At 64.1% G+C, this 13,295-nt stretch carries 14 protein-coding genes; 7 read left to right on the top strand and 7 right to left on the bottom strand.

The window, feature by feature from the left end:
• Positions 1–125: 125 nt before the first annotated feature.
• The 4 genes from D1012_RS04545 (at position 126) to D1012_RS04530 (ending at position 3,997) form a co-directional block, all read left to right on the top strand.
• Positions 126–845, top strand: coding sequence for an acetyltransferase domain-containing protein (locus tag D1012_RS04545; protein WP_158569201.1), 720 nt, complete (start codon positions 126–128; stop codon positions 843–845).
• A 6-nt stretch (positions 846–851) separates the two neighbouring features.
• Complete coding sequence (locus D1012_RS04540; RefSeq protein WP_118150170.1) at positions 852–1,718, top strand: peptidoglycan DD-metalloendopeptidase family protein; 867 nt, start codon at positions 852–854, stop codon at positions 1,716–1,718.
• 75 nt (positions 1,719–1,793) lie between these two features.
• Entirely contained in the window at positions 1,794–2,723 is a 930-nt protein-coding gene (accD, locus tag D1012_RS04535) for an acetyl-CoA carboxylase, carboxyltransferase subunit beta (RefSeq protein WP_118150169.1), read from the top strand.
• 35 nt (positions 2,724–2,758) lie between these two features.
• Positions 2,759–3,997, top strand: coding sequence for a bifunctional folylpolyglutamate synthase/dihydrofolate synthase (locus tag D1012_RS04530; RefSeq protein ID WP_118150552.1), 1,239 nt, complete (start codon positions 2,759–2,761; stop codon positions 3,995–3,997).
• Here the strand turns inward: D1012_RS04530 and D1012_RS04525 are convergent.
• Together D1012_RS04525 and D1012_RS22595 are read right to left on the bottom strand one after the other, a co-directional pair.
• Positions 3,994–4,626: a TetR/AcrR family transcriptional regulator gene (locus tag D1012_RS04525; protein WP_118150168.1), complete on the bottom strand. Its 633-nt coding sequence runs from the start codon at positions 4,624–4,626 to the stop codon at positions 3,994–3,996. The two genes, D1012_RS04530 and D1012_RS04525, sit on opposite strands and share 4 nt — an antisense overlap.
• Positions 4,627–4,692: 66 nt before the next feature.
• On the bottom strand, positions 4,693–4,863 hold the full coding sequence (locus D1012_RS22595; protein ID WP_158569199.1) for a hypothetical protein: 171 nt from the start codon (positions 4,861–4,863) through the stop codon (positions 4,693–4,695).
• 154 nt (positions 4,864–5,017) lie between these two features.
• Between D1012_RS22595 and mbfA the strand changes: the two genes are divergently transcribed.
• Positions 5,018–5,995 (top strand): iron exporter MbfA, encoded by a 978-nt coding sequence (mbfA, locus tag D1012_RS04515; protein WP_118150166.1) that lies wholly within the window; start codon positions 5,018–5,020, stop codon positions 5,993–5,995.
• An 82-nt stretch (positions 5,996–6,077) separates the two neighbouring features.
• Here mbfA and trhO read toward each other — a convergent pair whose 3' ends face one another.
• Positions 6,078–6,980 carry an oxygen-dependent tRNA uridine(34) hydroxylase TrhO gene (trhO, locus tag D1012_RS04510; RefSeq protein WP_118150551.1) on the bottom strand — a complete coding sequence of 301 codons (903 nt, stop codon included), beginning with the start codon at positions 6,978–6,980 and terminating at the stop codon, positions 6,078–6,080.
• A gap of 121 nt (positions 6,981–7,101) precedes the next feature.
• Between trhO and pncA the strand changes: the two genes are divergently transcribed.
• A complete protein-coding gene (gene pncA, locus D1012_RS04505; RefSeq protein ID WP_118150165.1) occupies positions 7,102–7,710 on the top strand; it encodes a bifunctional nicotinamidase/pyrazinamidase in 609 nt (202 codons plus the stop codon).
• A gap of 72 nt (positions 7,711–7,782) precedes the next feature.
• Positions 7,783–9,075, top strand: coding sequence for a nicotinate phosphoribosyltransferase (gene pncB, locus D1012_RS04500; protein ID WP_118150164.1), 1,293 nt, complete (start codon positions 7,783–7,785; stop codon positions 9,073–9,075).
• 14 nt (positions 9,076–9,089) lie between these two features.
• Here the strand turns inward: pncB and D1012_RS04495 are convergent, their stop codons facing one another.
• From D1012_RS04495 to arfB, 4 genes are all read right to left on the bottom strand, one after another.
• A complete protein-coding gene (locus tag D1012_RS04495; protein ID WP_118150163.1) occupies positions 9,090–10,568 on the bottom strand; it encodes an inorganic phosphate transporter in 1,479 nt (492 codons plus the stop codon).
• Between the two features lie 85 nt (positions 10,569–10,653).
• Positions 10,654–11,565, bottom strand: a complete 912-nt coding sequence (locus D1012_RS04490) for a phosphotransferase enzyme family protein (protein WP_118150162.1) — start codon at positions 11,563–11,565, stop codon at positions 10,654–10,656.
• On the bottom strand, positions 11,562–12,815 hold the full coding sequence (locus D1012_RS04485; RefSeq protein WP_118150161.1) for an aspartate aminotransferase family protein: 1,254 nt from the start codon (positions 12,813–12,815) through the stop codon (positions 11,562–11,564). Before D1012_RS04485 ends, D1012_RS04490 begins: the two co-directional genes overlap by 4 nt.
• Complete coding sequence (arfB, locus tag D1012_RS04480) at positions 12,808–13,233, bottom strand: alternative ribosome rescue aminoacyl-tRNA hydrolase ArfB (protein ID WP_118150160.1); 426 nt, start codon at positions 13,231–13,233, stop codon at positions 12,808–12,810. The genes D1012_RS04485 and arfB overlap by 8 nt, the downstream gene beginning before the upstream one ends.
• Positions 13,234–13,295 lie beyond the last annotated feature (62 nt).

Below are 13,295 nucleotides of genomic sequence, written 5' to 3'. Positions count from 1 at the left end.
CCTCCCGCTTTAACTGGCTGGCATTGGGATAATGGGCGAAACCAGCGGGGGCAAGCCGCGAAAGCAGCAGACGTGCGAAAGCATGGGGGCTTTCCACCACCGCTGGCATGGCTACTGTGCCGGGTATGACCGCACATCGCATCCATGCCATCGACCTTGCCCGCACCCTCGCCCTTGTGGCGATGGCGGGATATCATTTCACCTTTGATCTGATGTTGTTCGGCCATCTGCCGCCCGGTTTCGTGTTTCAGGGGCCATGGCCGCTGATTGCCCGCGCGATTGCCTCCAGCTTTCTGTTCTTGGCCGGAGTGTCTCTGTGGCTCGCCCATGGCAATGGCATCCGCTGGCACGCGTTCTGGTGGCGTTTTGCTCTGGTGGCGGGCGCTGCGGCCCTCGTGACCACCGCCACTTATTTCAGCATGGGCGCGCAGTTCATCCGCTGGGGCATCCTGCATGCCATTGCCGCAGGCAGCCTGATCGGCCTTTTGTTCCTTCGCGCGCCGGTGATCCTGACTGTCACGGTGGCCGCTGCGGCCTTTGCCGCGCCGCATCTGGGCCGCTTCGATGTGTTCAACGCCCCGCACTGGGTCTGGCTGGGCCTGTCGACCGAGATTCCACCGATGATGGATTACGAGCCGCTGTTGCCCTGGCTCTGCCCGGTGCTGCTTGGCATTGCCACGGCAAAGCTGATGACACGTATCGGGGCGTGGGACAGCTTGCGCCGCTGGCAACCGGGGCGCATCGGTCGCGCGCTGTTGTGGCCGGGCAAACACAGCCTTGCGATCTATCTGATCCACCAGCCCGTGCTGTTTGGCGCGGTCTATCTGTTCACCCGTTTTCTGTAGGCCGCCATGTCCGCGCTTCCCGACCAGCCCGACCTCTACGCCGCGCTGCGCCACAGCGGCGCACAGCCCGAAGACCTGCCCGCCCTGATCGCCGCCAGCTCGGCCCCGGTGGCCGCGCGCCTGCGCGCCGCCGATCAGGGCCTGCTCTGCGCCATCCTGCGCGCAGGGCTCGGCCTGCCCGCAATCCCCTCCGCCCCGCAGATCATCGCCCATCTGCAAAACCTCACCTTTGTCCCCCTGTTCCGCCCCGATGTCGCCAGCAGCCGCACCCTCGCGCTGCTGACCAATGACGAGCACCCGGATATGCCACCGTTTTCCGACCGCGCCTTTGATGCATGGTTTGCCGCGCAAGACGTGCCCTACGGCATCGGCATCTATGGCGAGGATCGTTCGGTCTACCGCACAGCGCAGTTCGCCGATGCCATCAGCCCGGAGCGCCGCACTCGGCATCTCGGCATCGACGTCTTTGCTCCCGCAGGAACCCCGCTTTACGCCCCCCTGCAGGGCCGCGTCCTGCACCTGACCTACAACGCCGACCCGCTGGATTATGGCCACACGCTGATTCTGGAACACCGGGCCGAAGCCATGCCATTCTACACGCTCTACGGCCATCTTGCGAGCACCCTGCCCGCCCTGCTGCACCCCGGCGCAGAGGTGACAGCGGGCCAGCACATCGCCGATCTCGGCGACTGGCACGAAAACGGCGGCTGGGCTCCGCATGTCCATTTCCAGATCATGACCGACATGCTGGACCAGACCGGCGGCAATTTTTATGGCGTTGGCCACAGCAGCCTGTGGGATGTCTGGCAGTCCATCTGCCCCGACCCCAACCTGATCCTGCGCCTGCCTGAAAGCGCCTTTGCGCTCCCGTAGCGCCGCTGCCGATTGCATTTCGCGCACCGCCACTCTATCTGAATGCAAAGACCGGCACCCGAAAGGCCCGCCCGCATGAACTGGATTTCGAACTACGTCCGCCCGAAAATCAACTCGCTCTTCTCCCGCCGGGAAGTGCCCGAAAACCTATGGACGAAGTGCTCTGAGTGCGGCACGATGCTGTTCCATCGCGAATTGGCGGAAAATCTCAACGTCTGTTCCAACTGCGATCACCACATGGCGATCAGCCCGCGTGACCGGTTCAAGGCGTTGTTTGACACTGGTATTTTTACCGAAGTCAAAGTGCCGGAGCCGGTGGTGGACCCGCTCCACTTCAAGGATCAGAAGAAATACCCCGACCGCCTGAAAGCCGCGCAGAAGTCGACCGGCGAGAAAGAGGCGATGCTGGTCGCCGAGGGTGAGATGGGCCGCACCCCGATTGTCGCCGTGGCACAGGATTTCAGCTTCATGGCTGGCTCCATGGGCATGTATGTCGGCAACGCCATTCTGGCCGCCGCCGAACGTGCGGTGAAACTGAAACGTCCGCTGGTGCTGTTCTCTGCCGCCGGGGGCGCGCGCATGCAGGAGGGGATCTTGTCCCTGATGCAGATGCCGCGCACCACTGTTGCGGTGCAGATGCTGAAAGAGGCGCGGCTGCCTTATGTCGTCGTGCTGACACACCCCACAACCGGCGGCGTTACCGCCTCTTATGCCATGCTGGGCGATGTGCATATCTCGGAACCCAACGCGCTGATCTGCTTTGCCGGACCGCGCGTGATTGAACAGACCATCCGCGAAAAGCTGCCTGAGGGCTTTCAGCGCGCCGAATATCTGCTGGATCACGGCATGCTGGACCGCGTGACGCATCGTAAACAAATGCGGGATGAGCTGATCACCATCCTGCGCATGCTCACCGGCCAGTCCCCCGCTGTCAAAGGCGACCTGCCCGCCCCGGCCCCTGTGCCCGAGCCGGTCCCTGCCCCGCCAGCCCCCGCCGCAGGCTGATCTTGACCACCGGCTCCGACGCGATCCTTGAACGGATGATGACCTTGCACCCCAAGGTCATCGACCTGACCCTGGACCGCATGCACCGTTTGCTGGCAGCGCTAGGCAACCCCGAGCGCCAGTTGCCCCCGGTGATCCATATCGCGGGCACCAATGGCAAGGGCAGCACACAGGCGATGATCCGTGCCGGGCTGGAGGCATCGGGTGCCACCGTTCACGCCTACACCTCGCCGCATCTGGCACGGTTTCACGAGCGCATCCGGCTGGCGGGCGATCTGATCAGCGAACCGGCCCTGACCGCGCTGCTGGATGAATGCGTGCAGGCCAACGGCCCGGATTCCATCACCTTTTTCGAAATCACCACCGCTGCAGCCCTGCTGGCCTTTGCCCGCACACCCGCAGACTTTACCTTGCTGGAGGTGGGCCTTGGCGGGCGGCTTGATGCGACGAATGTGATCGACAGCCCGCGCCTGACGATCATCACCCCTGTCAGCATCGACCATCAGCAGTACCTGGGCGAGACCCTGCCGGAAATCGCGGGTGAGAAGGCTGGCATCATCAAGCGTGGGGTGCCGGTGATCGTTGGCCCGCAAGCCCCCGAAGGGCTGGCAGTGATCGAAGCGAAAGCGGCCCGCATGGGCGCGCCGGTGCTTGCTTATGGCCAGCATTGGCACGTGGCTGAGGAACGCAACCGGCTGATCTTTCAGGACGACTCCGGCCTGCTGGATCTGCCGCTGCCCAACCTGCCCGGCCCGCATCAGATCCAGAACGCCGGGGCCGCCATCGCCGCCCTGCGCGCCCTTGGCCGGGATGAGGCCGCCTGTGAGGCCGCCGTCAGCGGTGCCGTCTGGCCCGCCCGGATGCAGCGCCTGCGCCATGGCCCGCTGGTGGAGATCGCCCCGCAGGTCGAGCTGTGGCTCGACGGCGGCCATAACCCGGCAGGGGGAGAGGCGATTGCAGCCACCCTCGCCCGGATGCCAAAGCGCCCGACCTTTCTGATCTGCGGCATGCTGAACACCAAGGACGTGACCGGCTACATGCGCCCGCTGGCCGCCCATGCCACGCGGCTCTATGCCGTCTCTATTCCGGGCGAAAAGAACACGCTGCCGGCAGAAGCCACCCGCGACGCCGCGCTCTCGGCCAGCCTGCCCGCGACAGCTGCCGCCTCGGTCGCTGAGGCGCTGGGGGCCATCACTGCCACAGAACCAGCGGCCCGCGTGCTGATCTGCGGCTCGCTCTATCTGGCCGGGGCCATCCTGCGTGAAAACGGCTAAGCCTTTGGCGGCACAGCATAACGTGCCATGAACATCTCGACCGCGCCGCGCACCGACCGGCGGACACGGTCTTCAGTCACCTGATGATCCATGCGAAACAGCAGCTTTTCCCACAGCGATGCCTTGCACAGCTGAATGAACTGCTCGGCCGCCAGATCCAGATCGTCAACCTGCAACGCCCCGTTCTGCACGAGATGATGCAGGTGATGCACCAGCCGGTCATGGATCAGCCCGGGCCCGTTGCGGTAAAAGTCGCGCGCCAGCTCGGGGAAACGCGCACCTTCGCCGCTGATCAGGCGGAAGGCGTTCTGCCCGAAGTCTGACATCATGAACCCGGCGATCCGCTCTCCGGCCAAGGTCAGCATCGCCTCTACCGTCATCGACGGGTCAATTTTTGCCTCGACATCATCGACCTGCAGCAGGCATTCCTGCGCGCAGATTTCCCTGAAAAGCACCTGCTTATCCGGGAAATACGCGTAAAGCGTGGCCTTGCTGACCCCGGCCTCGCGCGCAATGTCATCGACCGACGCGCCATCAAACCCGTCGCGCAAAAAGATCGTGCGGGCGCCTTCCAGCACCTGATCAAACTTGCGCCCCCGGCGCACGCCCTGTTCCGCAGCTTCCGCCATAGCCCCCCCGTTTTCCCGACCATAGGTCAGGTCGGCGCACAACGGCAAGCCACCGATCCGGTCAGGTTACTGGCAAACGGCGGGTTGGGTCGATGGCGCGATCTCACATCCCTTTGTCGAGCTGGAGGTCTGATCGTCCTGTGGCCAGGTCAGGGTGGGAAGGTCCATAACCACGCCAAAGGCAAAAGCGGGCACGGCTGACAATGACAGGGCGAGGGCAAAAAGAGCGGAACGCATGACAAACTCCTGAAAGTGAACTGTTTGGTTCACTTTATATGAACTCATCAGTATCCAAAATCAAGCCATAAATGAACCCTACGGTTCATATTTGGATATTGCATTTCGTGCCAGCAAGATTACTTTAGAATCATTCCAAAATAGAGATTCCCCAATGCTCTCTGCCCTCACCCATCGCCGCCGATTTTCGGATCTGTCCGAACAAGAGGTACTCGCCCTCGCGATTTCGTCCGAAGAGGATGACGCCCGCATTTACCGCAGCTACGCCGAACGCCTGCGCGGCGCATATGCAGCCACTGCAAAGGTTTTTGACGGCATGGCGGCAGAGGAAGACGACCACCGCCGCCGCCTGATCGACCTGCACCGCCAGCGTTTTGGCGAGGTGATCCCGCTGTTGCGCCGCGAGCATGTCGCAGGATTCTACGCAAGACGCCCGGTCTGGCTGGTGGAAAACCTGTCGCTCGATACGATCCGTACCGAGGCCGAGGCGATGGAGAAACAGGCCGAAGCGTTCTATCTGCGTGCTGCACAGGCCAGTTCTGACGCCGGAACCCGCAAACTGCTGGGCGATCTGGCGGCGGCCGAGGCAGGGCACAAGACCCGCGCCGAAACCCTGACCGCCGAACATGTTGACCCGGATTCTGCAGAGCAGGAAAACCGCGCAGCCAAACGCCAGTTCATCCTGACCTGGGTGCAGCCGGGGCTGGCCGGGCTGATGGATGGCTCGGTCTCAACCCTGGCACCGATCTTCGCCACCGCCTTTGCCACGCAGGACACCTGGACTACCTTTCTGGTCGGCACAGCCGCCAGCGTCGGCGCGGGCATCTCGATGGGCTTTACCGAAGCCGCGCATGACGATGGCGTGCTGTCCGGTCGCGGCAGCCCGTGGAAACGAGGCGTTGCATCAGGCGTGATGACCACAATCGGCGGCATGGGGCACGCCCTGCCTTACCTGATCCCCGATTTCTGGACCGCAACCTCTGTGGCGATGATCGTGGTCTTTGTCGAGCTTTGGGCGATTGCCTGGATTCAGAACAAGTTCATGGAAACACCCTTCCTGCGCGCTGCGATGCAGGTGGTTCTGGGCGGGGCGCTGGTCTTTGCGGCGGGCGTGCTGATCGGCGGGGGGTGACCGGCAGAGCGCAGCGCGTCTGGCGGGCGTCGCAGGGGGGCGCCGCCCCCCTCACCCCCCGGAGTATTTTGAAAGCAGCAATTCAGCCGCCCAGATGCGCCTCGCCCCGGGCGGCGGCGAGGTCCATCTGCCGCTGGCGTTCTCGGAACCGCGCGCGGTCTTCGGGCGTGTATTCATCGGCGCAGGCGGCGCAGCATGCGCCCTTTTCATAGGCCGGATGCGCCCGCCCTTCGGGCGTGACGGGGCGGCGGCACGCGCCGCAGCTTTCGTTCTGGCCGGGGACAAGCCCATGACCAACAGACACACGGGAATCGAACACATAACATTCGCCCTGCCACAGGCTTTGCTCTGCTGGCACCTCTTCGAGGTATTTCAGGATGCCGCCCTTGAGATGGAACACCTCTTCCACCCCCTGCGAGATCAGGTAATTGGTCGATTTCTCGCAGCGGATACCGCCGGTGCAGAACATCGCGACCCGTTTGTTGTGAAAGCGGTCGCGGTTTTCCTCCCACCACTTCGGGAACTCGCGGAAGCTGGCGGTGGCCGGGTCAACGGCGCCTTCAAAGGTGCCGATGGCCACCTCGTAATCATTGCGGGTGTCGATCACCGCCACATCGGGCTGCCGGATCAGATCGTTCCACTCCGCCGCCGTCACGTAATGGCCGACCCGCGCCTTCGGGTCGACATCGGGCACGCCCATCGTCACGATCTCGCGCTTCAGCCGCACCTTCATCCGGCCAAAGGGCATCGCCTCGGCGTGGCTTTCCTTCCACTCCAGATCGGCACACCCCGGCAGCGCGCGGATATGGGCCAGCACCGCATCTATCCCTGCGCGTGATCCGGCAATGGTGCCGTTGATCCCCTCTTGCGCCAGCAGGAGCGAGCCGCGCACGCCTTGCGCAGCGCATAGATCCGCCAGCGGCCCACGCAGGGCGGCCGGATCGGGAAAGCGGGTAAAATGATACAGTGCGGCAATGGTCAGCATCCGCGCGGCATAAGACAAGCCTTGGCCCGGATCAAGCGTCAGGATGCCGCTGCGGCCGACCGGTGATTGACAGCGCGCGGTCAATCCCTACCACTGAGGCAATCGCAAACCGGAGGCCCCCATGCGCCCAGCAACCGACGCCCTGATCGTGATCGACGTGCAGAACGACTTCTGCCCCGGCGGTGCTTTGGCCGTAAGCGATGGTGATGCGATCCTGTCCGGTGTGAACGCGCTGATGGCAGAGTTCGGCGCGGTGGTTCTGACGCAGGACTGGCATCCCGCCGATCACGCCTCGTTTGCCGCCAACCATCCCGGTGCCGCGCCGTTCAGCATGACCGAAATGCCCTATGGCCCGCAGGTGCTGTGGCCCACCCATTGCGTACAGGGCAGCGCCGGGGCCGACTTTCACCCCGCGATTGACACCTCCCGCGCCGATCTGATCCTCCGCAAAGGCTTTCGCCCCGCTATCGACAGCTATTCCGCGTTTTTCGAGAATGACCACAACACGCAGACCGGGCTGGACGGCTATCTGCGCGACCGGGGCATCTCGAAACTGGTGCTGGCGGGGCTGGCAACCGACTATTGCGTCGCCTATTCCGCGCTGGATGCGGCACGGCTGGGCTATGAGGTGACCGTGCGGATGGACCTGAGCCGCGCCATCGACATGGACGGCAGTCTTGCCGCGATGCAGGCCAGAATGGACGCGGCGGGCATCCGGCTGCAGGGCTGATCCCCGCCGACAGAACTGGACAGCGCCCTGCGCAGTTGATTTAACGGCCCAAACGCCGCGCAGGAGCCGCAGATGGTCGATATTGCAACCCGGGTCTACAATCACAAGTGGAAGGTTGACACGATCGTCCACTCGCTTCTGGACACCGACTTTTACAAACTGCTGATGTGTCAGTCGGTCTATCGCAACAAGCCCGACACCACCGTAACTTTCAGCCTGATCAACCGTACCAAAAGCATCCGGCTGGCCGAACTGATCGACGAAGGCGAATTGCGCGAGCAGTTGGATCATATCCGCACCCTGCGCCTGTCGCGCGGCGAAAGCACCTTTTTGCGCGGCAACACGTTCTATGGCAAACGCCAGATGTTCCGCCCCGATTTCATGGAGTGGTTCGAGGGGCTGCAACTGCCACCCTATCATCTGGAAAAGCATGACGGCCAGTATGAGCTGACGTTCGAGGGCAAATGGCCCGAGGTGATGATGTGGGAAATCCCCGCACTGGCCGTGCTGATGGAACTGCGCTCGCGTGCCGTGCTGCGCACCATGGGCCGGTTCGAGTTGCAGGTGCTTTACGCCCGCGCCATGACCAAGCTGTGGGAAAAGATCGAGAAGCTGCGCCAGATCGACGGGCTGAAGCTGGCCGATTTCGGTACCCGCCGCCGCCACTCCTTCCTGTGGCAGGACTGGGCGGTGCAGGCCCTGCTCGAAGGCATGGAGGGCAAGTTCATCGGCACCTCCAACTGCCTGATCGCCATGAGGCGTGAGGTCGAGGCGATCGGCACCAATGCGCACGAGTTGCCGATGGTCTATTCCGCCCTGACCAACTCTGACGCGGAACTGGCGCAGGCGCCCTATCAGGTGCTGGCCGACTGGCACGAAGAGCATGACGGCAATCTGCGCATCATGCTGCCCGACACTTATGGCACCGAGGGTTTCCTCGCCCGCGCGCCGGAATGGCTGGCGAAATGGACCGGCATCCGGATCGACTCGGGCGATCCGGCGACCGGGGCGGAAACCGCGATCCGTTGGTGGCGGGCGCGCGGCGAAGATCCGCGCGAAAAGCTGGTGATCTTTTCCGACGGCCTTGACGTCGACAAGATCGCCGAGCTGCACGGGCAATTCGCGGGCCGGGTCAAGGTGTCGTTCGGCTGGGGCACCATGCTGACCAATGACTTTCGCGGCCTTGCCCCAAATGACGGGCTGGCCCCGTTCAGCGTGGTCTGCAAGGCGATTGCCGCCAATGGCCGGCCTACGGTCAAGCTGTCAGATAACCCGAACAAGGCTATGGGCCCTGTCGATGAAATCGCCCGCTACAAACGGGTGTTTCAGGTCGGCAAACAGGCCGCGATGGACGTGGTGGTCTGACGCACAGCCACCGCTCAGGACAGCGCTCTCAACGCCATAAAGATCAGGGAAGACATCATTGCCGCCATGGGCACCGTGATTACCCAGGCCGCGCCGATGGTCAGGAAATGGGCCCGCCGCACCAGCTTGCGCCGACCACGCTCTTCGGGGGCGACCGGCTTGCCCTTTTCGATCCCCAGCAGCCGCGCTTTGCGTTCGGCATGCCATTCACGGTAGAAGCCGACGCCGAACACCGCCCCAACCGCAATATGGGTCGAACTCACCGGCAGACCCAAAGCACTGGCGACAATCACCGTGATCGCGGCGGACAGGGCCACGCAATAGGCCCGCATCGGGTTCAGCTTGGTGATCTCACCCCCTACCATGCGAATCAGCTTGGGCCCGAACAGCACCAGACCAAAGGAAATGCCGGCCGCGCCGATGATCATCACCCACAGCGGAATCGTCACCTGCCCCCCGGCCCCGCCATCCTGCACCGCATGGGCAATCGCGGCCAAAGGTCCGACCGCATTGGCCACATCATTGGCCCCATGCGCAAAAGACAGCAGCGCCGCAGACACCACCAGCGGGATTCCGAACAGCTTTTTGAGCGATTTCTTGCGGTTCTCCAGCCCGTCAGACTGCCGCCGCACCATCGGTCGCGTGGCAATCATCGTCAAAACCCCGATCCCCAGCCCCAGCAAAAGGCCGGTCATCAGGCTGATATCAATCATCCGTTTCAGCCCCTTCAGCGCCAGATAGGCCGAAAACGCCCCCGCCATCACCCCGATCAGCACCGGCACCCACTTTCGCGCCGCGCCGATCTTGTCCGGCACATCGTTGATGAATGCCTTGATAAAGGCCAGAAACAGGGCGGCGATCATCCCGCCCAACAGCGGCGAGATCACCCAGCTGGCCGCGATCTGCCCCATCGTCGGCCAGTTCACCGCGCCAAAGCCTGCGGCTGTGATCCCCGCCCCCATCACACCGCCCACAATCGAGTGGGTGGTCGACACCGGCGCGCCCACCCAGGTCGCCAGATTCAGCCACAAGGCCGCCGCCAGCAGCGACGACATCATTGCCCAGATGAAAATGTCGGGGTCCGCCACAGCCTCGGGTGATACGATTCCGCCCGAGATGGTAGACACCACATCACCCCCGGCAATCAGAGCGCCCGCCGTCTCGAACACCGCCGCGATGATCAGCGCGCCGCCCATGGTCAGCGCATTGGCCCCGACCGCTGGCCCCATGTTGTTGGCCACATCATTGGCCCCGATGTTAAGCGCCATATAGGCCCCGAACGCCGCAGCCGTCACCAGAATGACGGTCGAAGACGACCCACCCGCCAGAACAATCGCCGCAACAGCGCAGGTCAGAATGAACAGAATGCCCAGACTCAGCGCGATCATCGGACGGCTCACATAGAGCAGGGCCTGCTCCAGCTGCACGATACGGCGCAGATCCTTGTCCAGTGTCTTCCACTGGTTGATCGGCGGGGTCGGCTGATCCGTCATGTCATACGCCTGTCACCTGAGCGTTGCGCTGTCGTTACAATCGCGCTGACTAACCGTTCACAATCAGAGTGACAACCGATTCCCCCTAAGCGAGACAGCGACGGGCAAACATCAGCGCGCGTGCAATATGGCTGGCATGCACCGGATCGCCCGGCGGCAGGCGGGGGGCGGACCACCCCACCGAGGCCAGCGTGCGCGCCAGCGTAAAGGCATCGACCTGCCCGGCATCGGACAGCCCATACCCTTCACACAGCGCCGCACGGATATCGGCATAGCCCGGCTCATACAGGTTCTGTGACAACACCGTGCCCAGATCATAAATCCGGTAGCCAAACCCGGAGTCATCAAAGTCGATCAACGATAGTGAATGATCATTCACAAGGATGTTTTCCCGCAGTACATCGGCATGGATCAATCCCAGATCCCCGCTCTGCCCCGCCAGCTGCGATGCCAACCACGCCCGCGCATCGGCCAGCACACCCGCCTCTGTCGCCGTTAATGCCGGATGCTCCCAGAACCGGCCCCAGAACGGCGCGTCGCCCACCAGCCCATCATGATCCCAGCGGGGGCGGGTGAACCAGCCGGGCAGGCTCAGCCCATCCGTCGCCTTGTGCACGCGCGCCAGAAGCTGCCCCAGCGCATGATGCTGCTGCGCCTGATCCGCGACCGTCCCGCCCAGCGGCACACCGGCCTCACCCAGCGGCACACCCTCGACCCACTCCACGACCGAGGCCATGCGCCCGCCCGACAGCACCGCGAGAGACCCACCCTCCGGCAGCGGCACAGCCGCAGGCACCGGCAGCCCCAGCCGCGCCAGCTCTGCGCACCACCACAGCTCCGACCGGATCGCTTCCGCCGACTGATAGCCGCGCCGATGCAGCCGCAACGCGGCGCGGCGCCCACCCAGCGAAATCTCGTAAACCGCGTTTTCGCGCAGCCGCAGCGGGCGCAGGATGACCCCGCCCCAGCGGCACGCCGCGTCCTCCGCCTCGGTCATGCCGCGTCCAGCGCGGCCTGCAGCGCATCGGCCAGCAGGTCCGCCTCCGCGCGGCCAAACACCATCGGCGGGCGGATCTTCAGTGTCGCCCCGCCGCGCCCGATCCGGTTCAACAGGAACCCGCGCGCCACCATGTCCTCGACCAGATCAGCGGCAAAATCCCCCGCGCCGTCGCCGCCAAACTCCAGCCCGAAGAACATCCCCACACCGCGCACATTCACGATCCGCCCATGGCGCAGCGCCCGCATCCGCTCCAGCAGATAGGCCGAGGTTGCGGCCGCCTGCGCCTGCAACCCTTCGTCCTCGATCACATCCAATGTGGCCAGACAGGCCGCCGCCGACACCGGATTGCCGCCAAAGGTATTGAAATAGCCAAACGCCTCCCGAAACGCCGCCATCACATCGGGCCGCGCCAGACACGCCGCCACCGGATGCCCGTTCGCCATCGGCTTGCCGACCGTCACCACATCCGGCGCAAAACCCAGCCAGTCATGCCCCCAGAAATGGCTGCCCACCCGACCAAACCCCGGCTGCACCTCATCACACAGGATCAAGCCGCCGGCGCGGCGCACCACCGCCACCGTGGGGTCCAGAAACCCCGGCCCGACCGCAGGCAGGCCCTCATTGGCAAACACCGGGCACAGCATCAGCCCGGAAAAGCCAAACCCCGCCGCCTCCAGCTCGTCAATAGCGCGCGCCACATGCGCTGCAAACGCCGCAGGCTGTGCCTCAGCACTGCCACCCAAAGGCGCAAGCGTTTCCGGCGATGGCACCAGCCGCACATGCGGCGCACGCCCCCCGATCGGCGGCCGCCGGGTGGAAAGCTGGCTCACCGCTGCCGTATTCCCGTGATAGGTGTTGTCGGTCGCAATGATCCCGGTCTTGCCGGTCGCCGCCTGTGCCATCCGCAAGGCCAGATCATTCGCCTCCGACCCGGTACACACCATGATCGCCTGCGAAATCCCATGCCCCAGCGTGGCCGTCAGCCGTTCGATGTAATCCAGCACCAGATCATGATGATAGCGGGTGTGGGTGTTCAGCACCGCCGCCTGAGCCGCAATCGCCTCGACCACGCGCGGATGACAATGGCCGACATGGGCCACGTTGTTGTAGCAATCCAGATAGCGCTTGCCCGCCGCATCCCACAGGCACACCCCCTGCCCGCGCACAATATGCACCGGGTTGCGATAAAAGGTTGGCACATTCGGCCCCATCAGCCGGGCCCGCCGGGCTTCAAAGGTCTCAGCCATCCTCACCCTCCACCCGGCCGCGGCCGGCCTTTACGTCGCCGCGCACCGCCTTGGCCTTCAGCCGCCGCAGGGTGCTGCCATAGGTCGGCTTGGTTGCCACCCGCCGCTTGGGTGCCACCAGCGCCGCCTTGATCATCTCCACCAGCCGCTCGCGTGCCAGCTCGCGGTTGCGGGTCTGGCTGCGCGTCTCCTCAGCCCGGATCACAATCGCCCCATCCAGCGTCCAGCGCCGCCCGGCCAGCTTTTTCAGCCGCGCCTTGACCGGGCCCGACAGATGCGGCGAGCGCTCAGCCTCGAACCGCAGCTCCACCGCCGTCTCGACCTTGTTGACATTCTGCCCCCCCGGCCCTTGCGACCGGGTAAAGCTCTCGCTCAGCTCCCAATCGGCCAGCGATACTGTATCTGTGATCCTCAACATGCCCGTACCATAGCAAAGGCCCGCTGCAGCGAAAGCCCGATCATTTTCTGTCTGAAAATATC

The sequence above is a fragment of the Pseudotabrizicola alkalilacus genome, from assembly GCF_003443995.1.
Lineage (GTDB): Bacteria > Pseudomonadota > Alphaproteobacteria > Rhodobacterales > Rhodobacteraceae > Pseudotabrizicola > Pseudotabrizicola alkalilacus.
The sequence above is the reverse complement of the archived record's forward strand: the minus strand, read 5'-3'. Positions and strand labels throughout refer to the sequence as shown.

What these genes read in the sequence shown, in the direction of transcription:
- D1012_RS04545 (WP_158569201.1), top strand. Translation starts at nt 126, where the DNA reads ATGACCGCACATCGCATCCATGCCATCGACCTTGCCCGCACCCTCGCC.
- D1012_RS04540 (WP_118150170.1), top strand. Translation starts at nt 852, where the DNA reads ATGTCCGCGCTTCCCGACCAGCCCGACCTCTACGCCGCGCTGCGCCAC.
- accD (WP_118150169.1), top strand. Translation starts at nt 1,794, where the DNA reads ATGAACTGGATTTCGAACTACGTCCGCCCGAAAATCAACTCGCTCTTC.
- D1012_RS04530 (WP_118150552.1), top strand. Translation starts at nt 2,759, where the DNA reads ATGATGACCTTGCACCCCAAGGTCATCGACCTGACCCTGGACCGCATG.
- D1012_RS04525 (WP_118150168.1), bottom strand. Translation starts at nt 4,626, where the DNA reads ATGGCGGAAGCTGCGGAACAGGGCGTGCGCCGGGGGCGCAAGTTTGAT.
- D1012_RS22595 (WP_158569199.1), bottom strand. Translation starts at nt 4,863, where the DNA reads ATGCGTTCCGCTCTTTTTGCCCTCGCCCTGTCATTGTCAGCCGTGCCC.
- mbfA (WP_118150166.1), top strand. Translation starts at nt 5,018, where the DNA reads ATGCTCTCTGCCCTCACCCATCGCCGCCGATTTTCGGATCTGTCCGAA.
- trhO (WP_118150551.1), bottom strand. Translation starts at nt 6,980, where the DNA reads ATGCTGACCATTGCCGCACTGTATCATTTTACCCGCTTTCCCGATCCG.
- pncA (WP_118150165.1), top strand. Translation starts at nt 7,102, where the DNA reads ATGCGCCCAGCAACCGACGCCCTGATCGTGATCGACGTGCAGAACGAC.
- pncB (WP_118150164.1), top strand. Translation starts at nt 7,783, where the DNA reads ATGGTCGATATTGCAACCCGGGTCTACAATCACAAGTGGAAGGTTGAC.
- D1012_RS04495 (WP_118150163.1), bottom strand. Translation starts at nt 10,568, where the DNA reads ATGACGGATCAGCCGACCCCGCCGATCAACCAGTGGAAGACACTGGAC.
- D1012_RS04490 (WP_118150162.1), bottom strand. Translation starts at nt 11,565, where the DNA reads ATGACCGAGGCGGAGGACGCGGCGTGCCGCTGGGGCGGGGTCATCCTG.
- D1012_RS04485 (WP_118150161.1), bottom strand. Translation starts at nt 12,815, where the DNA reads ATGGCTGAGACCTTTGAAGCCCGGCGGGCCCGGCTGATGGGGCCGAAT.
- arfB (WP_118150160.1), bottom strand. Translation starts at nt 13,233, where the DNA reads ATGTTGAGGATCACAGATACAGTATCGCTGGCCGATTGGGAGCTGAGC.